Origin of the sequence: Limimaricola variabilis (assembly GCF_034371605.1) — a bacterium.
GTDB lineage: Bacteria > Pseudomonadota > Alphaproteobacteria > Rhodobacterales > Rhodobacteraceae > Limimaricola > Limimaricola variabilis.
Genome location: NZ_CP139691.1, coordinates 1,333,459 through 1,355,637 on the forward strand (window position 1 = coordinate 1,333,459; position 22,179 = coordinate 1,355,637).

19 protein-coding genes are annotated in these 22,179 nt (G+C 69.0%); 8 read left to right on the forward strand and 11 right to left on the reverse strand.

Annotation, left to right across the window (positions count from 1 at the left end; translation table 11 throughout):
• Positions 1-320: 320 nt before the first annotated feature.
• Positions 321-980 (reverse strand): transglycosylase SLT domain-containing protein, encoded by a 660-nt coding sequence (locus T8T21_RS06570; protein ID WP_183474279.1) that lies wholly within the window; start codon positions 978-980, stop codon positions 321-323.
• A gap of 222 nt (positions 981-1,202) precedes the next feature.
• Here T8T21_RS06570 and gatB point away from each other — a divergent pair, with 222 nt between their 5' ends.
• The 3 genes from gatB (at position 1,203) to T8T21_RS06585 (ending at position 3,910) form a co-directional block, all read left to right on the forward strand.
• Positions 1,203-2,726: an Asp-tRNA(Asn)/Glu-tRNA(Gln) amidotransferase subunit GatB gene (gene gatB, locus T8T21_RS06575; protein WP_322337271.1), complete on the forward strand. Its 1,524-nt coding sequence runs from the start codon at positions 1,203-1,205 to the stop codon at positions 2,724-2,726.
• A gap of 20 nt (positions 2,727-2,746) precedes the next feature.
• The gene (locus tag T8T21_RS06580) at positions 2,747-3,157 is read left to right on the forward strand and encodes a DUF4177 domain-containing protein (protein WP_322337272.1); all 411 of its coding nucleotides are present in this window, start codon (positions 2,747-2,749) and stop codon (positions 3,155-3,157) included.
• A gap of 105 nt (positions 3,158-3,262) precedes the next feature.
• Positions 3,263-3,910 carry a J domain-containing protein gene (locus T8T21_RS06585; RefSeq protein ID WP_183474273.1) on the forward strand — a complete coding sequence of 216 codons (648 nt, stop codon included), beginning with the start codon at positions 3,263-3,265 and terminating at the stop codon, positions 3,908-3,910.
• 70 nt (positions 3,911-3,980) lie between these two features.
• Here the strand turns inward: T8T21_RS06585 and T8T21_RS06590 are convergent, their stop codons facing one another.
• Positions 3,981-4,673 (reverse strand): anti-sigma factor, encoded by a 693-nt coding sequence (locus T8T21_RS06590; RefSeq protein ID WP_322337273.1) that lies wholly within the window; start codon positions 4,671-4,673, stop codon positions 3,981-3,983.
• On the reverse strand, positions 4,670-5,224 hold the full coding sequence (locus T8T21_RS06595) for a sigma-70 family RNA polymerase sigma factor (RefSeq protein ID WP_183474267.1): 555 nt from the start codon (positions 5,222-5,224) through the stop codon (positions 4,670-4,672). The genes T8T21_RS06590 and T8T21_RS06595 overlap by 4 nt, the downstream gene beginning before the upstream one ends.
• Positions 5,225-5,396: 172 nt before the next feature.
• Here T8T21_RS06595 and cobS point away from each other — a divergent pair, with 172 nt between their 5' ends.
• The 5 genes from cobS to T8T21_RS06620 all read left to right on the forward strand — a co-directional run bounded on the left by cobS (position 5,397) and on the right by T8T21_RS06620 (position 11,227).
• The gene (gene cobS / locus T8T21_RS06600) at positions 5,397-6,383 is read left to right on the forward strand and encodes a cobaltochelatase subunit CobS (RefSeq protein ID WP_322337463.1); all 987 of its coding nucleotides are present in this window, start codon (positions 5,397-5,399) and stop codon (positions 6,381-6,383) included.
• A 2-nt stretch (positions 6,384-6,385) separates the two neighbouring features.
• Entirely contained in the window at positions 6,386-7,093 is a 708-nt protein-coding gene (locus T8T21_RS06605; protein ID WP_407660118.1) for an aspartate/glutamate racemase family protein, read from the forward strand.
• Positions 7,094-7,169: 76 nt separating this feature from the next.
• The gene (gene cobT / locus T8T21_RS06610; RefSeq protein WP_322337274.1) at positions 7,170-9,038 is read left to right on the forward strand and encodes a cobaltochelatase subunit CobT; all 1,869 of its coding nucleotides are present in this window, start codon (positions 7,170-7,172) and stop codon (positions 9,036-9,038) included.
• Positions 9,038-10,855, forward strand: a complete 1,818-nt coding sequence (locus T8T21_RS06615; RefSeq protein WP_322337275.1) for an aminopeptidase P family protein — start codon at positions 9,038-9,040, stop codon at positions 10,853-10,855. The genes cobT and T8T21_RS06615 overlap by 1 nt, the downstream gene beginning before the upstream one ends.
• A gap of 30 nt (positions 10,856-10,885) precedes the next feature.
• Positions 10,886-11,227, forward strand: a complete 342-nt coding sequence (locus T8T21_RS06620) for a DUF427 domain-containing protein (protein ID WP_183474240.1) — start codon at positions 10,886-10,888, stop codon at positions 11,225-11,227.
• 9 nt (positions 11,228-11,236) lie between these two features.
• Here the strand turns inward: T8T21_RS06620 and T8T21_RS06625 are convergent, their stop codons facing one another.
• The 8 genes from T8T21_RS06625 to T8T21_RS06660 all read right to left on the reverse strand — a co-directional run bounded on the left by T8T21_RS06625 (position 11,237) and on the right by T8T21_RS06660 (position 22,136).
• Positions 11,237-12,916, reverse strand: a complete 1,680-nt coding sequence (locus tag T8T21_RS06625; protein WP_322337465.1) for a chloride channel protein — start codon at positions 12,914-12,916, stop codon at positions 11,237-11,239.
• Between the two features lie 375 nt (positions 12,917-13,291).
• Positions 13,292-14,965, reverse strand: a complete 1,674-nt coding sequence (recN, locus tag T8T21_RS06630; protein ID WP_322337276.1) for a DNA repair protein RecN — start codon at positions 14,963-14,965, stop codon at positions 13,292-13,294.
• Between the two features lie 38 nt (positions 14,966-15,003).
• The gene (locus T8T21_RS06635) at positions 15,004-15,846 is read right to left on the reverse strand and encodes an outer membrane protein assembly factor BamD (protein WP_322337466.1); all 843 of its coding nucleotides are present in this window, start codon (positions 15,844-15,846) and stop codon (positions 15,004-15,006) included.
• A 146-nt stretch (positions 15,847-15,992) separates the two neighbouring features.
• Positions 15,993-16,928 (reverse strand): UDP-3-O-acyl-N-acetylglucosamine deacetylase, encoded by a 936-nt coding sequence (gene lpxC, locus T8T21_RS06640; RefSeq protein WP_322337277.1) that lies wholly within the window; start codon positions 16,926-16,928, stop codon positions 15,993-15,995.
• Positions 16,929-17,120: 192 nt separating this feature from the next.
• On the reverse strand, positions 17,121-18,815 hold the full coding sequence (gene ftsZ, locus T8T21_RS06645; RefSeq protein WP_322337278.1) for a cell division protein FtsZ: 1,695 nt from the start codon (positions 18,813-18,815) through the stop codon (positions 17,121-17,123).
• Positions 18,816-18,993: 178 nt separating this feature from the next.
• A complete protein-coding gene (gene ftsA, locus T8T21_RS06650; RefSeq protein WP_183474226.1) occupies positions 18,994-20,322 on the reverse strand; it encodes a cell division protein FtsA in 1,329 nt (442 codons plus the stop codon).
• 24 nt (positions 20,323-20,346) lie between these two features.
• The gene (locus T8T21_RS06655) at positions 20,347-21,234 is read right to left on the reverse strand and encodes a cell division protein FtsQ/DivIB (protein ID WP_322337279.1); all 888 of its coding nucleotides are present in this window, start codon (positions 21,232-21,234) and stop codon (positions 20,347-20,349) included.
• Positions 21,222-22,136 carry a D-alanine--D-alanine ligase gene (locus T8T21_RS06660; RefSeq protein WP_322337280.1) on the reverse strand — a complete coding sequence of 305 codons (915 nt, stop codon included), beginning with the start codon at positions 22,134-22,136 and terminating at the stop codon, positions 21,222-21,224. Before T8T21_RS06660 ends, T8T21_RS06655 begins: the two co-directional genes overlap by 13 nt.
• Between the last annotated feature and the right edge of the window lie 43 nt (positions 22,137-22,179).

Below are 22,179 nucleotides of genomic sequence, written 5' to 3' on the forward strand. Positions count from 1 at the left end.
GGCTGGCAGGGGATCGCCAAGCGTGTCCGGCGCCTCCGGCACGGCCAGGTCAGGGATGGCGGGACCGGTTTCTGGCGGGTTCGGAGTGGGGTGCGCCGGCGCCTTTTCGGACGCGAGGTGCACGGCCGGGCCCGACGGCTCGGCATGGACCGACGGACCCGGCATCACGGCCATCCAACCCCCCAGGATCGTCAGTGCCACGAGCATGGGGCGATAACTGCACCGTGGCGCGGCCACGATGCAACGCGAAAACGACGATATGCCGCGAGGTTGGCGCCGGTCGCAGCCGGCCTGTGTCGCGGCTGCGACAGCCACCCGTCTCAGCCGGCCTTGGCGGGGTCACCCGCCTGCGCGGACTGGCGCGGCTGGCAATAGCTCTGGCTGCGGGTCCAGGCCGCCATCTCGTTGCGCTTGCGCGCCGAGTGGAACGGACCCCAGTCGGCGGCGAGACCGCGCATGCCGGCGGCAACGACGCCGTCGCGGCGCACCGTGCGGGCGGCGATCCGCACCGCGCAGGACAGGTTGGCGACGCCGTCCTTGAGCGCCGAGCCGCTGCCCGCCGCGCAGCCATAGCTGCGCGCGGTCGCGGGCGCGATCTGCACCAGGCCGAACCACTTGCCACCGCCGCCGACGGCCGCAGGATTCCAAGTGCTCTCATGCTTGGCCAGCGCCGACAGCATTCCCGCCCAGAAGGCGGCGCGTTCATCCTCGGAGGCCTGGACGTAGCCGGGGCACCATGTCGCGATGTCGCCGGGCACCTGGCTCAGCAGCGGTGCGCCATGCGCCTTGAGCGCCGCGAGGGTCGCATCGGTCCACTGCGCGCTCTCGGGCCTGTGGTCCCAGGCCATCACCGGCATCGCGGCGGGCGCGGCGGCAACGGGTTCTTCGGGCTCGGGCAGCTGGGCGCAGGCGGCGGCGAGGCTCAGCGCGGCGATCGGCACGAGACGGCGCAAACGCGCGGAAACACGTTTCTGGAACATATTCAGAATTGATCCGTTGTGGCAGCAACTGGAACGATCTGCGTCGCGGCGCGACGCGCTGTCGAGCCTGCTCGACCCATCCCCATGATTTGAGCGGGATATCGCCCATCGCCTGCACCGTTCCGCGCATCCCGCGCCGTGATGCCCGCCCGGCCGTCACCCTTGAAGACGGCCCCGTTCGCGCCTAATCAGGCCCCGACAACGGTGCAAGGAGAGGCGTCCATGCTGGACCTGACTTACGAGGCCCCCGCCCCCAAGGTGATCGCGGGTGCCACGGGCGACTGGGAGCTGGTGATCGGCCTCGAGGTGCACGCGCAGGTCGCCACCCGCGCCAAGCTGTTCTCCGGCGCTTCGACCGAGTTCGGCGCCGAGCCCAATTCCAACGTTTCCTTCATCGACGCGGGCATGCCGGGCATGCTGCCGGTGATCAACGAGGGCTGCGTGGCGCAGGCGGTGCGTACCGGTCTCGGCCTCAAGGCGGAGATCAACCTGCGCTCGGCCTTCGACCGCAAGAACTACTTCTATCCGGACCTGCCGCAGGGCTACCAGATCAGCCAGCTCTACCACCCGATCGTCGGCGAGGGTGAGGTGATCGTCGAGATGGGCGCGGGCGTCGCCCGCCGCGTGCGCATCGAGCGCATCCATCTCGAGCAGGATGCGGGCAAGTCGATCCACGACATGGACCCGCACATGTCTTTCGTCGATCTCAACCGCACCGGCGTGGCGCTGATGGAGATTGTCAGCCGCCCCGACATCCGCGGCCCCGAAGAGGCCGCCGCCTATGTCGGCAAGCTACGGCAGATCCTGCGCTATCTCGGGACCTGCGACGGCAACATGCAGAACGGCAACCTGCGCGCCGACGTGAACGTCTCGGTCTGCCGCCCCGGTGACTACGAGAAGTACCAGGAAACGCAGGATTTCTCGCATCTGGGCACCCGCTGCGAGATCAAGAACATGAACTCCATGCGCTTCATCCAGGCGGCGATCGACTTCGAGGCGCGGCGCCAGATCGCGATCCTCGAGGATGGCGGCAGCGTCGTGCAGGAGACGCGCCTCTACGATCCGGACAAGAACGAGACCCGGTCGATGCGCTCCAAGGAAGAGGCGCATGACTACCGCTACTTCCCCGACCCCGACCTGCTGCCGCTCGAGATCGAGCAGGCCTGGGTCGACGATATCAAGGCCCATCTTCCCGAGCTGCCCGACGCAAAGAAGGCGCGCTTCATGGCCGATATGGGCCTGTCGGATTACGACGCGGGCGTGCTGACCGCCGAGTTGGCCAATGCCGTCTATTTCGAGGCGGTGGTGAACCATCTCGACAGCGCCAAGGATGGCAAGCTCGCCGCGAACTGGGTCATCAACGAGCTGTTCGGGCGGCTCAAGAAGGATGATCTGGGCATCGAGCAAAGCCCGGTCAGCCCGGCGCAGCTCGGCGACATCGTCGCGCTGATCGCCAAGGGCGACATCTCGGGCAAGATCGCCAAGGACCTGTTCGAGATCGTCTATACCGAGGGCGGCGCGCCGGCGAAGATCGTCGAGGAACGCGGCATGAAGCAGGTCACCGACACCGGCGCCATCGAGGCGGCGGTCGACGAGATCATCGCCGCCAACCCGGCGCAGGTCGAGAAGGCCAAGCAGAATCCCAAGCTCGCGGGCTGGTTCGTCGGCCAGGTCATGAAGGCCACCGGCGGCAAGGCGAACCCCGCCGCCGTCAACCAGATCGTCACCGCCAAGCTCGGACTCTGAGCCCGCCACAGGAGAGCGCCATGACCGCTTACGAATACCGCGTCGTCCCCGCGCCCAAGCGCGGCGTCAAGGAACGCGGCCTCAAGACCGGCGAGGACCGCTACGCCCACGCCCTGCAGGGCACGATCAACGAGATGGGTGCGAAGGGCTGGGAATACCTGCGCGCCGAGACCCTGCCCTGCGAGGAGCGCCAGGGCTTCCGGGGCCGCAGCACGGTCTATCATTCGGTGCTGGTGTTCCGCCGCGGCGCCGCCGCCCAGCCGGCAGCCACCCCGGTCGCGGCCGAGCCGATGGCTCAGCCCCAAGCCCCGGGGCTGAGCGCCAGCCGCAACGAGACGCCCGCCGCCGCCCGCCCGGTCGCCTCCGGCCGCGAGGCGCAGGAGATTCCCGACCGTCCGGCGCCGCCGGTTACGGCCGATCGCGGAGAATAATCCCGGCGGAGCCGCGCCGAGGGGGCGGAAAATGCCCGCCGCCCCTTCAATCTCCGGCTCCTTGGACTAAACTGCCGCGTCCGACTCGATAGGATGAGGCAGAGCATGGCGAAGAACGACCCCTTCGGTTTCGATATGTCCGTATCGGCATCGAAGAAGAAAAACCCGCGCGGCAGACGCGGGATGTCCGGTGCCTTCGAGACATCGACGCGGGTCTGCGACCACCCGGGATGCGAGGAGGCGGGCAAGTACCGGGCTCCTAAATCTCCCGACGTGCTCGACGACTATTTCTGGTTCTGCAAGGAGCATGTGCGCGAGTACAATCTCAAGTGGAACTTCTTCGACGGCTCAACAGAGGCGGAATACGCCGAGCAGGTCGACAATGACCGGGTCTGGGGCCGTTCCACCAAGCCCTTCGGCAAGCGCAGCGAGGAGCAGCGCGCCTGGGCACGTCTCGGTGTCGACGACCCGCACCAGGTGCTCGGCGAGAACGCCACCCGCAATCCCGGCCGCAACGCCGCCCAGCAGGGGCATACCCGCCGCCTGCCGGCGACAGAGCGCCGCGCGCTCGAGGTGCTCGACGCCAAGGACAGCTGGTCGAAGGCGGAGATCCGCAAGTCCTACAAGGCGCTGATCAAGGTGCTGCACCCGGACATGAACGGCGGTGACCGCTCCCAGGAGGAGCAGCTCTCCGAAGTGGTCTGGGCCTGGGATCAGATCAAGGACAGCAAGTCGTTCCGCGACAAGGACTGAATGCGAGAGAGATACCGGCGCCGCGCAAGCGGCAGCCGGGATCTCGCATGAGCCCGAGGGACGTGACCGGTCAGAGGGTTGTGACCGGTCCCGCCGCCAGGACCGGGCCGGTGGGCCCCGCCGCGGGCGAACCGCCCGCGGGCTCGTCCGAAACGGCCAGCACCGCCTGCATGAGCATTGGCCGCAGCTCTTCGGGCACACTCACGCGCCCCTCGCGGTCTTCGGGCAGCAGGCCGAGCGAGACAGGCGCCGCCTCGCCCGCAATCAGCCACAACTCCAGCGACCGCCCGGGCGCGGCTTCGCCGCTCGGACGCGAGACGCGCAGCGCATCCGGCTCGGACGGGTCATAGGCCACTTGTACCACGAGGCTGCGATCCTCGGCCGCGATCTCGGCCTGCAGCCCCGGCCCCACCGGGTCGGGACGCAGCAGGTCGAGATTGGTCACCACCGCGTAGGTGCCGGCGGCCAGCGCCGCTGCCGTCAGCGCCGGCCACAGCCCGAGCCGGCGCAGCAGGCTCTCGCGTCGGGCGCCGAAAAGCCGCCTCTCGATCGCCTGCCTGAGCCGCGCGGGCGGTGCCGCAGGCGCCACTTCGTCGGCCAGCGCCGCGAAATCCTCGGCCCAGGCGGCATGGGCGTCGCGATAGGCGGCATCCGTCTCCAGCCGCCTTTCGGCCCGCGCCAATTCCTCGCCTTCCAGCAGCCCGAGCACGTGCTCCGCGGCCAGCAGGCGATCCTCTTCGTGCTGATCTCCTGCCCCGGTCATCGCGTCAGACACTCCTTCAGGCGCAACAGGCTGCGCCGCAGCCAGGTCCGCATCGTGTTGAGCGGGACGTCGAAGCGCGCGGCGAGGTCCGCGTAGCTCTCTCCCGCCAGATAGGCGCCACGCACGGCTGCCGCGCGATCGGGCTCCAGCTCGGTCAGGCAGCCCTCGATCCGAACCCGCTCCGACCCGGCCACGGCCAGCGCCTCCGGCCCCGGCGCCGCGTCGGCCAGATCCGCCGCCTCGGCCATGTCACCCCCCGCACGCCGCTCCGCGCGGCGCCGCGTCCGCAGCCGGTCGATGGCATGGTTGCGGGCGATGGTGATGAGCCAGGTCATCGGGCTCAGCCCGTTCACCTGATAGCGCCCCGCATTGTGCCACACCTTCACATAGATCTCCTGCAGCGCGTCCTCGGCCTCGGCGCGATTGTCCAAGACACGCAGGCAGATGCCGAAGAGTTTCGCCGAAGTGGCGTCGTAGAGCGCGCCGAAGGCGGCGCGGTCGCCCAGCGCGACACGGGCGATCATCGCCTCGATCTCGGTCAGGCGCGACATGATGATGCTGATCCCCCCTGCGTTCGGTTGCAGACAATGACGCCGCGCCCTGAAAAGGCAAGCAGCCCCCGGCCGATGGTCGCAGCCTGCGGCCCTTGAACCCCGCCGCGCGATGCTCCATCACTTGGCGCGACCGCAGACAGGGCCCATGCCCGCACGCGAAAGGATCATCATGGCCGACGCCCAGACCGACCCCAATGCCCGCCCGACCGAGGAAATCGATATCCGCGAGACCTTCGGCTTCGACAGCGCCATGAAGGTCAAGGGCTTCGCCGAGCGCTCCGACCGGGTGCCCGACATCGATCCCACCTACAAGTTCGACCCCGACACCACCCGGGCCATCCTCGCGGGCTTCGGCCACAACCGCCGGGTCATGGTGCAGGGCTATCACGGCACCGGCAAATCGACCCATATCGAGCAGGTCGCCGCCCGCCTCAACTGGCCCTGCGTGCGCGTCAACCTCGACAGCCACATCAGCCGCATCGACCTGATCGGCAAGGACGCGATCAAGCTCAAGGACGGCAAGCAGGTCACCGAGTTCGCCGAGGGCATCCTGCCCTGGGCACTGCGCCACCCCTGCGCCATCGTGTTCGACGAATACGATGCGGGCCGCGCCGACGTGATGTTCGTGATCCAGCGGGTGCTGGAGACCGACGGCAAGCTGACCCTGATGGACCAGAACCAGGTGCTGACGCCGAACCCCTTCTTCCGGCTCTTCGCCACCGCCAACACGGTCGGCCTCGGCGACACCACCGGCCTCTACCACGGCACCCAGCAGATCAACCAGGCGCAGATGGACCGCTGGAGCCTGGTGGCGACGCTGAACTATCTCAGCCATGACGCCGAGGCGGCGATCGTCCTGTCGAAGGCGCCGCATTACAACACCGCCGAGGGCCGCCAGCAGGTGAGCCAGATGGTCACCGTGGCCGATCTCACCCGCACCGCCTTCATGAATGGCGACCTGTCGACGGTGATGAGCCCGCGCACGGTCATCAACTGGGCTCAGAACGCCGAGATCTTCCGCGACGTGGGCTATGCCTTCCGCCTGTCGTTCCTCAACAAGTGCGACGAGCTGGAGCGGCAGACCGTGGCCGAGTTCTACCAGCGCTGCTTCGACGAGGAGCTGCCCGAGAGCGCGGTGAGCACCGCCGGACGCTGAGAATGGGGGCCGGGCTGCATATCGGCCTGATCGGCGGCATCGGCCCGGCGGCCACCATCGTCTATTACCAGCGGCTTTGCGACGCGATGCGCGCGCGAGGCGCCACGCTGGAGCTGACGGTGGTGCAGACCGACATCCACGCGCTGATCGAGAACAACCTCGCCGATCGGCGTCAGGCGCAGGCCGAGATCTATGCCCGGCTGATCGACCGGCTCGCGGCCGCCGGCGCGGATTGCGCCGCCATCACCTCTCTCGGCGGGCATTTCTGCATCGAGGAGACGCGCGCCCTCTCCTCCCTGCCGCTGGTCTCGGCGGTCGCCCCGCTCGACGCCTTCTTCGCCGCCGAGGGGTTGTCGCGGGTTGGATTGCTGGGCACCCGCGTGGTGATGCGCACCCGCCTTTATGGCCAGCTCGAGCGCACGCAGGCCGTCGCCCTCGACGACGAGATCGACCGCCTCGGCCAGCTCTATCAGGATCTCGCCGTGGCCGGGCGCTGTGACACGGCCACTCGGACGGCGCTGATCGAGGCCGGGCGGCGCATGGTCGACGAACAGGGCGCCGAGGCGATCGTGCTCGCAGGCACCGACCTGAATCTCGTCTTCGACGGGCAGGATCCGGGCTATCGTGTGATCGATGCGCTCGACGTGCATGTGGCGCTGCTGGCCGATCTTGCCTCCGGGGCCCGCGGCCTCGACACCCTGCGCGACTAGGACCGGCCGCGCGCTACCTCGAGGGCCGGGTCCCCCGGCCCTTGCCGCCCTGCCACTCAGGTGAAATATCTCTGTCATGAGCCCCAAGTCCGACAACCCCGCCGATCCGTTCAAGAAGGCCCTGACCGAGGCGACCAAGGTCATGGCCGACGACCGCGAGCTCAATGTCAGCTTCTCGGTCGATCCGCCGGGCCTGTCACCGGACAGCCTGCGCCTACCGCAGGTGAGCCGTAGGATGACCGCCGAGGAGGTGCTGCTGGCGCGCGGGACCGCCGACGCGCTGGCGCTGCGCCACCGCTACCACGATGCCGCCGTCAACGCGCGCTACCAGCCGCAGGCCGGCATCGCGCGCGATCTCTATGACGCGATGGAGGGTGCGCGGGTCGAGGCGGTGGGCGCCAAGCGCATGCCCGGCACCGCCGGCAACATCGACGCCAAGATCGGCGCCGAGGCGCGGCGCAAGGGCTACGACCAGATCCGCGACAAGGCCGACGCGCCGCTCGCCGTCGCCGCGGGCTACCTGATCCGCCACCTCGCCACCGGGCGCGACCTGCCTGGCGGCGCCGACAACGTCATGGAGCTGTGGCGCGGCTTCATCGAGGAGATGGGCGGCGACCGGCTCGAGGGGCTGACCGAGGCGCTGCACGACCAGAAGAGCTTCGCCCGCTTCACGCGCGAACTGATCCGCGACCTCGGCTATGGCGACCAGCTCGGCGACGATCCGGATATGGAGGATCCCGATCAGGAGGACGAGGCCTCCGAAGAAGAGGACGACCAGCAGCCGGATTCGACCGGCGAGGACGAGGATCAGGAAGAGGACGAGGCCTCTCCCGAGCAGAGCCAGGATCAGCAGCAAGATCAGAGCCAGGCCCAGGTCTCGATGGACGAGCAGGCCGAGGCCGAGGATGCCGAGGAACAGGAGATGCCCGAGGGCGAGGCGCCGCAGGACCCGCCGCCCCCCGCGATCTCGGATGCCGACCCGAACTACACCGTCTTCGAAACCCGGCATGACGAGGAGATCGGTGCCGAGGATCTGGCCGAACCGGCCGAGCTGGAGCGGCTGCGCGCCTATCTCGACCAGCAGCTCGACCCGCTCAAGGGCGCGGTGAGCCGCCTCGCCAACAAGCTGCAGCGCCGGTTGCAGGCGCAGCAGAACCGGTCCTGGGAGTTCGACCGCGAGGAAGGCATCCTCGACGCGGGCCGCCTCGCCCGCGTCGTCGCCAACCCGACAACGCCGCTCTCCTTCAAGGTCGAGAAGGATACCGAGTTCCGCGACACCGTGGTGACGCTGCTGATCGACAACTCGGGCTCGATGCGTGGACGGCCGATCTCGATCGCCGCGATCTGTGCCGACGTGCTCGCCCGCACGCTGGAGCGCTGCCAGGTGAAGGTCGAGATCCTCGGCTTCACCACCCGCGCCTGGAAGGGTGGCCAGAGCCGCGAGGACTGGCTCGCCGCCGGGCGCCCGCCCCTGCCCGGCCGTCTCAACGATCTGCGCCACATCGTCTACAAGCGCGCCGACGCGCCCTGGCGCCGCACCCGCGACAATCTCGGGCTGATGATGAAGGAAGGGCTGCTGAAGGAGAACATCGACGGCGAGGCGCTCGAATGGGCACATCGACGGCTGCTGGCGCGGCGCGAGGCGCGCAAGGTGCTGATGGTGATCTCGGACGGCGCGCCGGTCGATGACAGCACTCTGTCGGTGAACCCTGCCAACTATCTCGAAAAGCACCTGCGCGACGTGATCGCCATGGTCGAGAAGCGCAAGGCCGTGGAATTGGCCGCGATCGGCATCGGGCACGACGTGACGCGCTACTACGACCGTGCGGTGACGATCACCGATGTGGATCAACTCGCCGGGGCGATGACCGAACAGCTCGCCTCGCTCTTCGATGCGGATCCGCGCAAGCGGGCCCGCGTCCTCGGAATAAACAGGGTCGCCTGATGTACCAGAACTTCGCCACCACCGCCCGCCCCGAACAGGGGCCGCCTCGGCTCGCCAAGCTGCGCGAGCGCATGGAAGCCGTGGGCCTCGACGGCTGGATCGTGCCGCGCGGCGATACTTGGCGCGGCGAGAACGTGCGCGCGCGCGACGAGCGTCTCGCCTGGCTCACCGGCTTCACCGGCTCGGCCGGCTTCGCCGCGATCCTGCAGGACCGGGCCGGGGTCTTCATCGACGGCCGCTACAAGATCCAGATCAAGACGCAGGTCGCATCGGACTTCACCCCCGTCGACTGGCCCGCGACCAAGCTCGCCGACTGGCTGATCTCGGCGCTGCCCGAGGGGGGCACGGTGGGCTACGACGCCTGGCTGCACACGCCCGAGGAAATCCGCGCCCTGCATGACCGGCTGCAGCCCAAGGGCATCGGCCTCAAGGCGCATGACAACCTCGTCGATGCGATCTGGGAAGACCGACCGGCGCCGCCGCCCGCGCCATTCTTTGCCTGGCCGGAGGAGTTCGCAGGCCGGAGCCATGCCGAGAAGCGCGCCGAGATTGCCGCTGTCTTGCGCGAGGCGGGCCAGAAATGCGTGGTCCTCACCCTGCCCGACTCGATCGCCTGGCTGCTCAACATCCGCGGCGCCGACGTGCCCTGCACCCCGGTGCCGCTGAGCTTCGCGATCCTCGACGACACCGGCCGCTGCGAGCTGTTCTGCCCGAAGGGCAAGGCGGACGAGCTGCGCGACCATCTCGGGCCGAATGTCGACGTGCTCGACATCGACGCCTTTCTCGGGGCGCTGGGCCAGTTGTCGGGGCCGGTGCGGCTCGACCCGAAATCGGCGCCCTCCATCATCGAGACGACGCTCAAGGGCTGGGAAACCCATATCGCCGAGGCCGAGGATCCCTGCATCCTGCCCAAGGCGCGCAAGAACGACGCCGAGATCGCCGGTGCCCGCGAAGCGCATCTGCGCGACGGTGCGGCGGTCTGCCGCTTCCTGCACTGGCTGGAAGAAGAGGCCGAGAGCCTTGCCAATGATCCCGGCCACCGGCTGACCGAAATCGGCGTGGTCACCGCGCTCGAAGGCTTCCGCCGTGACACGAACGCGCTGCGCGGCATCAGCTTCGAGACCATTGCCGGCGCGGGCGAGCATGGGGCGATCACCCATTACCGCGTCACCGAGGAGACCGACCGCGACGTGCGGACGGGCGAGCTGCTGCTCGTGGATTCGGGCGGCCAGTATCTCGACGGCACCACCGACATCACCCGAACCATCGCCATCGGCACGCCCCCCGAGGACGCCGCCGAATGCTATACCCGCGTCTTGCAGGGGATGATCGCGCTGAGCCGGGCGCGCTTTCCCAAGGGGCTCGCGGGGCGCGACCTCGACGCGCTGGCGCGTTTCCCGCTCTGGACCGCCGGGCTCGATTACGACCACGGCACCGGCCACGGCGTCGGCGCGTTCCTTTCGGTCCATGAAGGGCCGCAGCGGATCTCGCGGGCCTCTGACACCGTGCTCGAGCCGGGCATGATCCTGTCGAACGAACCTGGCTACTACCGCGAGGGGGCCTTCGGCATCCGGATCGAGAACCTGATCGTCACCCGCACGGCCGCCGCCCTGCCCGGCGCTGATGATCGCGAGATGTACGAGTTCGAGACGCTCACCTACGTACCCTTGGAGCGGCGACTGATCGTCGCGGAGATGCTCTCGGCCGTCGAGCGGGACTGGATCGACACCTACCACGCCGCTACAGTCGCGAAAATCGCCCCGCGCCTCGACGGCGCGGCGCGGGAATGGCTCGAAGCCGCCTGCGCGCCGCTGTGACGGCGGGCCATCCACAGGGAGCATGACGAGATGAGCGATCACATCACGATCCGCCCCGCCGAGGGCACCTGGGTGGTGCGCGCGGGCGGTGCGGTTCTGGGCGAAAGCAGCCGGGCACTCGAGCTGGTCGAGGGCGACTACCCGCCGGTGATCTACTTCCCGCGCGAGGACATCGCGATGGCCTTCCTCGAGCCGTCCAAGACCCGCTCGCACTGCCCGTGGAAGGGTGATGCGCGCTATTTCAACATCATCGCCAAGAGCGGTGCGATCGAGGACGCGGTCTGGTCCTACGAGGAGCCCAAGGACGGCATGGAGCAGATCAAGGACTGCCTCGCCTTCTACAAGAACAAGGTCGCGGTCGAGCAGGTCTGACCGCCTGTCTCAGGAGTGCTCCTCGGCGGCCATCCGCGTCAGCGCGCGGTTGACCGCGCGCAGCGCATCGACCTGGAACAGCGCCCCCCACAGCTCCGGCGCGGCGTCGCCGGGGCCGAAGCGGACCACCGGCACGAAGGGGCGCTGCACGGTCTCGAAGAGCGGCATCGCCTCTTCGAGCGTCGCCCCGGATTGAATGAAGACGCCCTCGGCGATCATCTCGGCGCAGGCGTCGTCGGGCGCGGCCCGCGGCGCGCCTTGGGCGCGCATCACCGTCTCGACCCGGATCGTCCCGGCGAGCCAAGCCTGCGGCCCGGCCGCGAGATGCACGCCGCGCCGCTCCAGCTGGGTCAGGAAGAACGACCGGTGAACCAGCCGCGAGGCCAGCGCCGAGGAAAGCGACACCGCCACCATCACCGCGAGGCCGGTCTGCCAGTCCCCCGTCAGTTCGAACACGATCAGCGTGGTCGAGATCGGCGCGCCCAGCACGGCCGCCGCCACCGCCCCCATGCCTGCCAGCGCGTAGAGCGTCCCCTCACCCGAGAATTCCGGGGCGATGCCCGTGGCCACGGTCCCGAAGGCCAGGCCGGTGAGCGCCCCGATCATCAGCGATGGCGAGAACACCCCGCCGCCCATCCGTCCGGCCATCGTGATTGCCACCGCCGCCACCTTGATCACCACGAAGATCACCGCGAGGTCGAAGGCGATGTTACCCTGCAGCGCCGCCGAGGTGGTCTCGTAGCCGACCCCGATGATGTGCGGAAAGAAGATCGCGATCAGCCCGAGGATCAGCCCGGTCGCCGCCGGGCGCAGCCGGCGCGGCAGCGACAGCCGCTCCTGCACGGTATTGCCGAGATCGTCGGCCCAGAAGATCGCACGCATTTGGACGACAGCGACGAGGCCGCATAGCAGGCCCAACAGCATGAAGGCGGGCAGTTCGACATAGAAGGCCAGCGCGTTCTTGTCCGGCAGCACGAACTCGGTGACGTCGCCCCAGATCAGCCGGCTCAGCACCGTTCCGGCGACGCTGGCGATGACGATCGGCGCGAAGGCGTGCACCGCGAAATGCCGCAGCACCACCTCGAGCGCGAAGAGCGCACCGGCGATGGGGGCGTTGAAGCTCGCCGAGACCGCCGCCGCGACGGCGCATCCCAGAAGGTCGCGCCCGGTGATCCCGTCGGCCCGGATCCAGCTCGAGACATAGGTGGCGAAGACCGAGGCCAAATGCACGACCGGTCCTTCGCGGCCGGTGGAGCCCCCCGTAGACAAGGTGATCATCGAAGCCAGCGCCGAGATCAGCCCGCGCTTGCGTTCGACCCGTCCCTCGCGCAGCGCGGCCCCCTCGATCACCTCGGCCACCGAACGCACGCGACCGTCCTCGGTGAAGCGGTCGAGCAGCAGACCGACGACGAGGCCCCCCGCGACCGGCAGCCCCAAGAGCCAGTACCAGGGCAGCGAGGCGGCGAAGCTGTGCAGCATGGCGACGTCGTCGGTGCCGTAGAGCGCGGCCTGCAGCCATTCGATCCCGGCGCGGAAGCCGATGGCGGCCAAGCCAGAGGCCCCGCCCAGCGCCAGGGCGATGAACCAGAACTGCACCTGGCTCGGCCCGTGGCTGCGCAGCAGGGCCCAGCCTCCGCGCCAGGACCGGCCCAGACGCGCGCTCAGCCGCTCCTTCTGATCGTCTTCCATGCCGCTCATGCCGGCTCGTACCCCGCCATTTCCGTTTCGCTTCTAGGGGGCTGCGCCCAAAAGGAGAAGCCGAACGGTCGCCTTCGGGCGACGCCGCATACGAGGCCTGCCCGTTTTTTCGGCCATCCTAACCGAACGGGGTATGATAAAAAGGGCAGGAACCGGCTAGGATCGTCTCATTGACCTGAGACATTAGCGACCCTCGATTAATTCCGCACGCTTCGCGCGGACATGCATTGGCCGAGATGCGGTGAGGAGCCGTGATCGGCAGGATCTCATTTCTACCCGTCCGGCCGGGCAATGCCGTATTCGGGCGATGTGACGGTTTCGGGAATCCCCCGCCGACGCATCGCCCTATTACCGTCGAGCGCCGCCTCAGGCCGCGTCGGCATCCCCCAGCAGGACACGCGCCGCGCCGCGTGCGGCATCGGTCACGATATCGCCCGCGAGCATCCGCGCGATCTCGTCGATCCGCGCCGGTTCGTCGAGCGGAACGACCCGCGAGGTCGTCATTTCACCGGTCGGACCGGTGCTGACGGACTTCTCGACTCGCCAATGATGGGCGCCGAGCGCCGCGACCTGCGGCGAATGCGTCACCACCAGAACCTGCGCTCTCGAGGCCAGCCGCGACAGCCGTCGTCCCACGGCGTTGGCCGTGGCCCCGCCCAGACCGCGGTCGATCTCGTCGAAGATCAGCGTCTTGCCGGCATTGTCACCGGTCAGGCAGACCTTCAGCGCCAGCAGGAAGCGCGACAATTCACCGCCCGAAGCGATGCGCGACAGGGGCCCGGAGGGCGCGCCGGGGTTGGTGGCAACCCGAAAGCTCACTTCGTCGCGGCCCTCTGGGCCGGGATCGGTGGGGGCAACGTCGACCTCGAAGACCGCGCGGTCCAGCTTGAGCGGGGCCAGCTCCTCGGCCATCGCGCGCGCCAGGCGCCCGCCCGCTTCGACGCGGCGGGCCGTCAGCTCAGACGCGGCCGCGTCATAGGCCGCATCGGCCGCGCGCACCGCCGCCTCGAGATCGGCCATGTCGCCTTCGGAGGCGTCGAGCGCGCGCAGCCGGGCGCGCAGCGTTTCGGCGAATTCCGGCAGCTCGTCCGGCATGACCTCGTGCTTGCGCGCGAGGCCGCGCAGCGCGAAGAGCCGTTCCTCGGCCGTCTCGAGCGCGCGCGGATCGACCTCCATCGCGTCGAGCGCGTCACGCACGCCGGTCTCGGCCTCGCCGAGCGCGTCGAGCGCGCGGGTGAGCGCCTCGATCGCCGGATCGAGCCGTCCCTCGGCGGCCTCGACAGCGCCGTCGAGCCAGCGCAGCGCGTCTGCCACCAGCCCCTCGGCCCCTTCGCCCGCAATTACCTGATGGGCGCGCGCCATGTCGCCGCGCACCCTCTCCGCGCCCTGCATCCGACGACGCAGCGTGTCGAGCTCGGCTTCCTCGCCCGGCTGCGGGTCGAGCGCATCGAGTTCGGCCACGGCATGGCGCAGATACTCCTCTTCGGCACGAAGGGCGGCGACCTGCTCGGCGGCGGCGTCGAGCGCCCGGCGCGCGGTACGCCGCGCGGCCCAGGCGGCGCGGGTCGCGGCGATCAGCGGCTCGGCCCCGGCAAAGTCGTCGAGCATCAAACGATGCCCGCGCGGATCCAGAAGGCCACGGTCGTCATGCTGCCCATGCAGTTCGAGCAACTCGTCCGACAGGGCGCGCAGCACCTCGCCCGACACCCGGCGATCATTGACCCATGCGGTCTTGCGGCCGCCCTCGGTGTTGACCCGACGCAGGATGAGCTCGCCCTCGGCCTCGATCCCGGCCTCGGCCAGTACCGCGCGGGCGGGATGATCCGGTCCGACCTCAAACACCGCCGTGACCTCGCCTTGGCTCGCGCCCGCGCGCACCAGCTCGGCCCGGCCACGCCAGCCCAGAACGAAACCCAGCGAATCGAGGAGGATCGACTTGCCCGCGCCGGTCTCGCCGGTGAGGACGTTGAGGCCGGGCTGGAACTCGAGCTCCAGCCGGTCGATGATCAGCATGTCGCGAATGTCGAGCGCGCGCAGCATAGGCTTATCCCCCCGGAGCCAACGTCAGCGCGCGCATCTCAGATCCATTCACCGCGCACCAGCTGGCGGTAGATCGTGGCGAGCCAGTTGTCGCCCGCGGCCTCCACCGGCAGGCCCCGCCCGGTCAGCAGGGCATAGCTGTCGCGGTACCAGTCGGTGCCACGGTAGTTGTAGCCCAAGATCGCGCCGGCGGTCTGCGCCTCCTGCACCAGCCCGAGCGAGAGATAGGACTCGACCAGCCGGTGCAGCGCCTCGGCGGTATGGGTGGTGGTCTGGAAATCCTCGACGACGACGCGGAAACGCCGGGCGGCGGCGGCGTAATGACCGCGCTTGAGGTAGTAGCGCCCGATCTCCATCTCCTTGCCGGCGAGGTGATCGAAGGCGAGGTCGAACTTGAGCTTGGCCTCGGCGGCATAGCTGCTGTCGGGATAATGCTCGATCACCGCGCGCAGCGCCTGCAGCGCTTGGAAGGTCAGACCCTGGTCGCGGCCGATGTCGTCGATCTGGTCGTAATAGCTCAGCGCCAGCAGGTACTGCGCATAAGCCGCATCCTCGGCGGTCGGGTAGAAGTCGAGATAGCGCTGCGCGCTGGCGCGGCTCTCGTCATAGGCCCGGTCCTTGTGATGGGCGAAGGCCTGCATGATCAGACCGCGCTTGGCCCATTCGGAATAGGGATAAAGCCGCTCGATCTCACCGAAATAGAAGGCCGCGTCGTCGGCGGCGCCGCCTTCGAGGCTGGCCTCGCCCTGCTGGTAGATCTCGATGGCGCTGAGCTCCTCGAGCGCGCCGCGCTCCAGCCGGTCGCTGGGGCTGCCGCAGCCGGCCAAGAGTCCGAGGGCCAGTATCAGGCCCAAGCCGGCCCGTGTTCCGCTGCCTGCCATCCGCGCGTCCTGCATCCTGTCGGTCATCTGCCCATCCCGGGGTCCACGCCCCGTTCACGCCCCGTACCGGGGCCGCTCAGGCCTCGGTCTAGCATGAAAAAATCGGGGGCAAAATGGCTTTTCCCGAAGCCGTCCCGCAGCAGGCCTCAGGCCACTGCGGCGAAGTCCGCCGGCTTCAGGCGGCTGCCCGGCAGGCGATCGGCAAGCGCGGCGTCGCAGGTCACGACGCGCCAGGCGTCGGGATGCGCGAAGAGCGCGCGCAGCAGCCGGTTGGTCATCGCATGGCCGGCCCGGCGGCCCTCATAGACACCAAGGATCGGCAACCCGGCGGTGCCCAGATCACCCAGCGCATCGAGCATCTTGTGACGCACCGCCTCATCGGGGTGCCGCAGCCCGCCCGGGCTGAGCACCCGCGCGCCATCGACCACCACGGCGTTGTCATAGGTGCCGCCCAGAGCCAGCCCCTGCGCCTGCATCGCCTCGACATCGGCGAGGCGGCAGAAGGTGCGGCTATCGCACAATTCACGCAGGAAGGCACCGTTGGCCATGTCGAGCGTCCGGCTCTGATGGCCGATCGCCGGATCCGGGAAATCGATCTCGAAATCGATCTGCAGCCCGGCGGGCTCATCGGCGCGCTGCGGCCGCAGACGCGCCAGCGCGGCACCCTGCTCGACCTCGACGGGTCTCAGCACTTCGATCGCGCGGAGCGGCGCGTCGAGCCGGCGCAGACCGGCGGCGAGGATCGCACGGGCGAAGCCCGCGGCGCTGCCATCGAGGATCGGCACTTCGGGTCCGTCGATCTCGATCAGCGCGTTGTGCACGCCGCAGCCGACCAGCGCCGCCATCAGATGCTCGATGGTCGACACCGACACGCCAGCCGCGTTGACCAGCCGGGTGTTGAGCGGGGAGATCTCCACATGGTCCCAACGAGCGGGCAGGATCGCGTCGCGATCGGTCACGTCGACACGGCGGAAGACGATGCCATGATCCGCCGGAGCCGGCTGCAGCGAGAGCCGCACCGGACGCCCCGAATGGAGGCCTGTACCGGCAAAGCCGGTTTTGGTGATCATCGTCGTCTGCACGTCTTTCTGCCCGGATCCATTTCGGATTTCGTTGCCCGTGACCTAAGTCCTTATGGCGATGGTCACAATTCACTCTTTGCGACAGCGTGAAACATGTGACCCCGAGCCCGCATCGGCGGCGATTTGGCAAGCAAAAACAAAGGGCCGCCCCGAAGGGCGGCCCTTTTCACGCATAACAGCTATGCGTTGAGTTCAGTTCGCCTGACGGCGCAGGAAGGCCGGGATCTCGATGCGTTCCTGCTCGGGATCGGTCTCGCCGTCATCCGACCAGTTCGGCGCCTGGCGCGGACCGGAAGGCTGCTGCGGCTGCGGACGCTGGGCCTGCGGCTGCTGACGCGGCTGCGGCGCCGGCGCGGCGCCCGCCTCGCCCTGGCCGGTCATCCGGTTGATCAGTGAGTTGATGCCGAAGCGCGGCTGCTGCTGGCGGTCGGCTTCGGAGGCGCGGGCCGGAGCGGCCGGGCTGCGCGGTTCGGCGCGCGGCATCTCGGGCTGAGCCTGACGCGGCTGGCCCTGCGAAGCGGCGCGCAGACGCGCCATGTCGCCAGCGGAGCTGCCACCCTGACGCGGCGCGGGCGCCACGAAGCTCTCGGGCTCGGCCTGCGGCGCCTCACGACGCGGCTCGTAGGCCGGCGGCGGCAGCTCGTCGTCGCGCTGCGGCTGGAAGCGGCTCTCCTCGCGCGGGGCAGGACGACGGGTGTCGAAGCCCTCGGAGTAATCCTCTTCCTGCTCATAGGTGGGCTCGGGCTCGCGGCGCGCCTGCGGCTGAGCCTCGCGGCGCGGCGCCTGAGCGCGGGCGGGCTGCTGCGGCGCTTCGCGGCGCGGCGGCACCGGCGCGGCGGGCGCCTCTTCCTCGGCCGAGACGCGCTCGCGCAGCGGCTCGCTCATCTTGCGGCGCGGCACCGGCACTTCCTCGGGCTTGACCATCGCGTCGATGCCGGTGGCGACCACCGAGACGCGCATCCGGCCTTCCATGCCGGTGTCGAGCGTCGAGCCGACGATGATGTTGGCCTCGGGATCCACCTTCTCGCGGATCTTGTTGGCCGCCTCGTCGAGTTCGAACAGGGTGAGGTCGTAGCCGCCGGTGATGTTGATGAGCACGCCACGCGCGCCCTCGAGGCTGATCTCGTCGAGCAGCGGGTTTGCGATCGCCTTCTCGGCGGCCTGCACGGCGCGATCTTCGCCATCGGCTTCGCCGGTGCCCATCATCGCCTTGCCCATCTCGTCCATCACCGCGCGCACGTCGGCGAAGTCGAGGTTGATCAGGCCCGGCCGCACCATCAGGTCGGTCACGCCCTTCACACCCTGGTAGAGCACGTCATCGGCGAGCGCGAAGGCCTCGGTGAAGGTGGTGTTCTCGTTGGCGAGCCGGAACAGGTTCTGGTTCGGAATGATGATCAGGGTGTCGACCACCTTCTGCAGCGCCTCGACGCCGGCCTCGGCCTGCTTCATGCGCTTGCCGCCCTCGAACTGAAACGGCTTTGTGACGACACCTACGGTCAGCACGCCGAGCTCGCGCGCGGCCTGGGCAATGATCGGCGCCGCACCGGTGCCGGTGCCGCCGCCCATGCCGGCGGTGATAAAGCACATATGCGCGCCCGCGAGGTGGTCGACGATCTCTTCGATCGATTCCTCAGCCGCGGCGGCGCCGACGGTCGGCCGGGCCCCGGCGCCGAGGCCCTCGGTGACCTTCACGCCCATCTGGATCTTGGAGTGGGCGCGCGACTGCTGCAGCGCCTGCGCGTCGGTGTTGGCGACCACGAACTCGACCCCGTCGAGTTCCTTCTCGATCATGTTGTTGACCGCGTTGCCACCAGCGCCGCCCACGCCGAAGACGGTGATCCGGGGCTTGAGATCTTCCTGCCCCGGCAGAGAGAGGTTGAGTGCCATCGCTGTCTGCCTGTCCTGAATCTGGCCCGTCCCGCCGGGCGTTTTTGCCACTATTCGGCCAAACTATCCGCGCGCGCGCGCAGCGTCACGGGGAAACTCGGGCGTTCTTACTTATTTTCGGCGCCTTCCGCAGCGTCGATTCCCGGCCTTTCGGGCTGGTAAGCGACATCTTGCCGGATCACCAGTTGTCCTTGAACCACTTGAAGGCACGCTTGAAGGAGCGCGCCGGGTGTTTCTCGGCGGGCACGTCGAAATCCCACCATTCGTCCTGCGGATGCGCGGCGAAGAGGCACAACCCGACCGAGCCCGCGAAGGCCGGCCCGGTGGCCGCCTGCGGCAGCCCCTGCACCCTGAGCGGCCGGCCGAGCCGGACCTGCTGGCCGAGGATCCGCGTCGCCAGCCCGTCGAGGCCGGGGATCTGGCTGCCGCCGCCGGTGAGCACGATCTGCTGGGAGGGCAGATGTTCGAAGCCCGCCGCGTCGAGCCGCTGGCGCACCTCCTCGAGGATCTCCTCGACGCGGGGCCGCATGATGCCGATCAGTTCGGCCCGGCTGACGGTGCGGCGATCATGCTCCCAGTCGCCGGTATCGCCACCGATCTCGATCATCTCACGGTCGTCCATGCCGGTGGCGACGACGCCGCCATAGAAGGTCTTGATCCGCTCGGCGGTGGCCATCGGCACCTGCAAGCCCATGGAGATGTCCGAGGTGACGTGATCGCCGCCCATCCGCACCGAATCGGCGTAGATCATGTGCTTGCGGATGAAGACCGAGATGCCGGTCGAGCCGCCGCCCATGTCGATGCAGGCGGCGCCCAGCTCCTGCTCGTCTTCGACCAGCGAGGAGATCCCCGAGACGTAGGCCGAGGATGCCAGACCCGCGACTTCGAGATCACAGCGCTTGATGCAATAGAGCAGGTTCTCGATCGCGGTCGCGTCGACCGTGAGCAGGTGCATGTCGGTGGTCAGCCGCTGGCCGATCTGGCCGCGCGGATCGGCGAGACCCGAGCGGTGGTCGAGCGCGAAGTTCACCGGCTGGGCGTGCAGCACCTCGCGGCCATCGCCGTAATCGGGCATTTCGCAGGCCGCGAGCACCCGGCCGATATCGCCCTCGGTGACCTGCCCGGCCTCGATCTCGACCTCGCCGTCTAGCCCGTAGCTGCGCGGCCGCGCTCCGGACAGCGTGGCGATGACGTGATCGACCCGGACCCCGGCCATCTTCTGCGCTGCCTGCACCGCGGTGCGGATCGCCCGCTCGGTCTCGGCCATCGCCGCGACCTCTCCGAAGGACACGCCGCGCGAGCGGGTGGTGGCGGCGCCGATGATGCGGAAATTGGACTGACCGGCCATGGAGCCGACGCCCTCGAGCGCCGGGGCATCGCCGTCGAAGCGCAGCACCAGACAGGCGATCTTGGACGTGCCGACGTCAAGAATGGCGATAACGCCCCGTTGCATCGCCGCCTTGCGCATGTGCCGCATTGCCCGCTGCGTCTGGTAGAGCTGCCCCATCTGTCCGTCCCCGCTCCGTAATCGTTAATTGTTCTCGCTGACGCGGCGGAGCCGCACCAGTGCCTGCTCGGTCAGCCTTATGGTCGGCCGATCCTCGTTCCGGACGTCGACCGCCGCGATATCGCGGTCGAGCATGTCCTCTGCCTCATCGAGCGCCATCACCCGCTCCAGCGCCGGGACCGGGTCCTCGGCGGGCAGCAGGATGCGCTGGTCACGGTCGAGCACCAGGTCCCAGCGCCGTTCGCCCATTCGCACCAGACCACGGATTCGCGGCGCCACCGGTGCGGCGGCGGCGAAGAGCGCCAGCGCCTCGTCGATCTTTTCGCGGGCACCGTCGCCCGCGATCAGCGGCAGGTCGGAGCGGTCGGAACGCTGCGCGATCATGCCGGTCATCACGCCCTCGGCGTCGACCAGCCGCAGCCCGTCGACATAGCGCCAGACCGCGACCGGCACCCGCTGGGTCACCACGATCTCGAGTGTGCCGCCCGGGCGCACCCGCACCGTCGCGTCCGCCACCGCCGTCAGCTCGCGGATCCGGGTGCGGATCTCGGGCAGGTCGAGGTCGAAGGAGGACACCGGCAAGGTCTCGGGGAGAAAGGCCTTGATCGCAGCGGCGAGCGCCGGCTCGGCGCCTTCGATCTCGACGGCGCCGACCATGAATTCGGGGCGCTGCTGCACCATCGCCTTGACCCGGTCGACCTGCGCGGCAAATGTCGCGCGGTTGTCGGCTTGGCCGAACCAGATGCCACCGATCAACGCGACGAACAGCGCCGGCAGACCGAAGCGCATGCCGATCCGGAAGGCCGGGGTGAGCATCAGCCGCTGGTAGCGATAGCCCCAGCGGGTCGGCGCCGGGTCGCGGCGCACACCATGGGCGGGGGGACGGCGGAACAGGCGGCTCAGCGATCGCACGAAGCGTCCTCCACCAGCCAGCGGCACAGATCCGGGAAGCTGATCCCGACCTTCGCCGCCTGCTCGGGCGCGAGCGAGGTCGGGGTCATGCCGGGCTGGGTGTTGGTCTCGAGCAGCACCAGCCCGTCGAGCCCCTTGGTCTCGTCCCAGCGGAAATCGGTCCGCGTGAGCCCACGGCAGCCCAGCGCGCGATGCGCCCGCAACGCGTAGTCGAGGCAGGCTTCGAAGATCACGGTGGGGATTTCGGCCGGCACGACGTGGCGCGAGCCGCCGGTCTTGTACTTGGCGTCGTAGTCGTACCAGCCGCTCGTCACGATGTCGGTCACGGTCAGCGCGCGCTCACCCATCACGGTGGTGGTCAGCTCGCGTCCCGGCAGGAAGGCCTCGACCATCACGATCTCGGGCATGTCGTCGGAGAGCGTCGGCGGCTGGTTCGCGCCCTCGGGCACGATATAGACCCCGACGCTGGAGCCCTCGTTATAGGGCTTCACCACATAGGGCGGCGGCATGACATGCGCGGCCATGACCTCGGCCTTGGTGGCCAGACGGCTCTCGGCGACCGGCAGCCCCTCGGCGCGGAAGGCGGCCTTGGTCGCTTCCTTGTCCATGGCCAGCGCCGAGGCCAGCACGCCGGAATGGGTATAGGGAACGCCCAACCATTCCAGCAGGCCCTGAACGCAGCCATCCTCGCCGCGGCGGCCATGCAGTGCGTTGAAGACGACGTCGGGGGCGTGCTTGCGCAGTTGCGCGGGCAGGTCGGGGCCGGCATCGACCTCGATCACCTCGTAACCCGCCTGCCGCAAGGCCGTCGCGCATTCGCGCCCGCTCGACAGCGATACCTCGCGCTCGGCCGAGGGTCCGCCCATCAATACGACGACCTTGGGATGTGTCCCGCTCGACATTCCCAAACTGCCCCATTCGCGCGCCGCTGACCGACGCGTCATT

Coding starts and splice junctions, on each gene's coding strand:
- T8T21_RS06570 (WP_183474279.1), bottom strand. CDS start 980: ATGTTCCAGAAACGTGTTTCCGCGCGTTTGCGCCGTCTCGTGCCGATC.
- gatB (WP_322337271.1), top strand. CDS start 1,203: ATGCTGGACCTGACTTACGAGGCCCCCGCCCCCAAGGTGATCGCGGGT.
- T8T21_RS06580 (WP_322337272.1), top strand. CDS start 2,747: ATGACCGCTTACGAATACCGCGTCGTCCCCGCGCCCAAGCGCGGCGTC.
- T8T21_RS06585 (WP_183474273.1), top strand. CDS start 3,263: ATGGCGAAGAACGACCCCTTCGGTTTCGATATGTCCGTATCGGCATCG.
- T8T21_RS06590 (WP_322337273.1), bottom strand. CDS start 4,673: ATGACCGGGGCAGGAGATCAGCACGAAGAGGATCGCCTGCTGGCCGCG.
- T8T21_RS06595 (WP_183474267.1), bottom strand. CDS start 5,224: ATGTCGCGCCTGACCGAGATCGAGGCGATGATCGCCCGTGTCGCGCTG.
- cobS (WP_322337463.1), top strand. CDS start 5,397: ATGGCCGACGCCCAGACCGACCCCAATGCCCGCCCGACCGAGGAAATC.
- T8T21_RS06605 (WP_407660118.1), top strand. CDS start 6,386: ATGGGGGCCGGGCTGCATATCGGCCTGATCGGCGGCATCGGCCCGGCG.
- cobT (WP_322337274.1), top strand. CDS start 7,170: ATGAGCCCCAAGTCCGACAACCCCGCCGATCCGTTCAAGAAGGCCCTG.
- T8T21_RS06615 (WP_322337275.1), top strand. CDS start 9,038: ATGTACCAGAACTTCGCCACCACCGCCCGCCCCGAACAGGGGCCGCCT.
- T8T21_RS06620 (WP_183474240.1), top strand. CDS start 10,886: ATGAGCGATCACATCACGATCCGCCCCGCCGAGGGCACCTGGGTGGTG.
- T8T21_RS06625 (WP_322337465.1), bottom strand. CDS start 12,916: ATGGAAGACGATCAGAAGGAGCGGCTGAGCGCGCGTCTGGGCCGGTCC.
- recN (WP_322337276.1), bottom strand. CDS start 14,965: ATGCTGCGCGCGCTCGACATTCGCGACATGCTGATCATCGACCGGCTG.
- T8T21_RS06635 (WP_322337466.1), bottom strand. CDS start 15,846: ATGGCAGGCAGCGGAACACGGGCCGGCTTGGGCCTGATACTGGCCCTC.
- ftsZ (WP_322337278.1), bottom strand. CDS start 18,815: ATGGCACTCAACCTCTCTCTGCCGGGGCAGGAAGATCTCAAGCCCCGG.
- ftsA (WP_183474226.1), bottom strand. CDS start 20,322: ATGGGGCAGCTCTACCAGACGCAGCGGGCAATGCGGCACATGCGCAAG.
- T8T21_RS06660 (WP_322337280.1), bottom strand. CDS start 22,136: ATGTCGAGCGGGACACATCCCAAGGTCGTCGTATTGATGGGCGGACCC.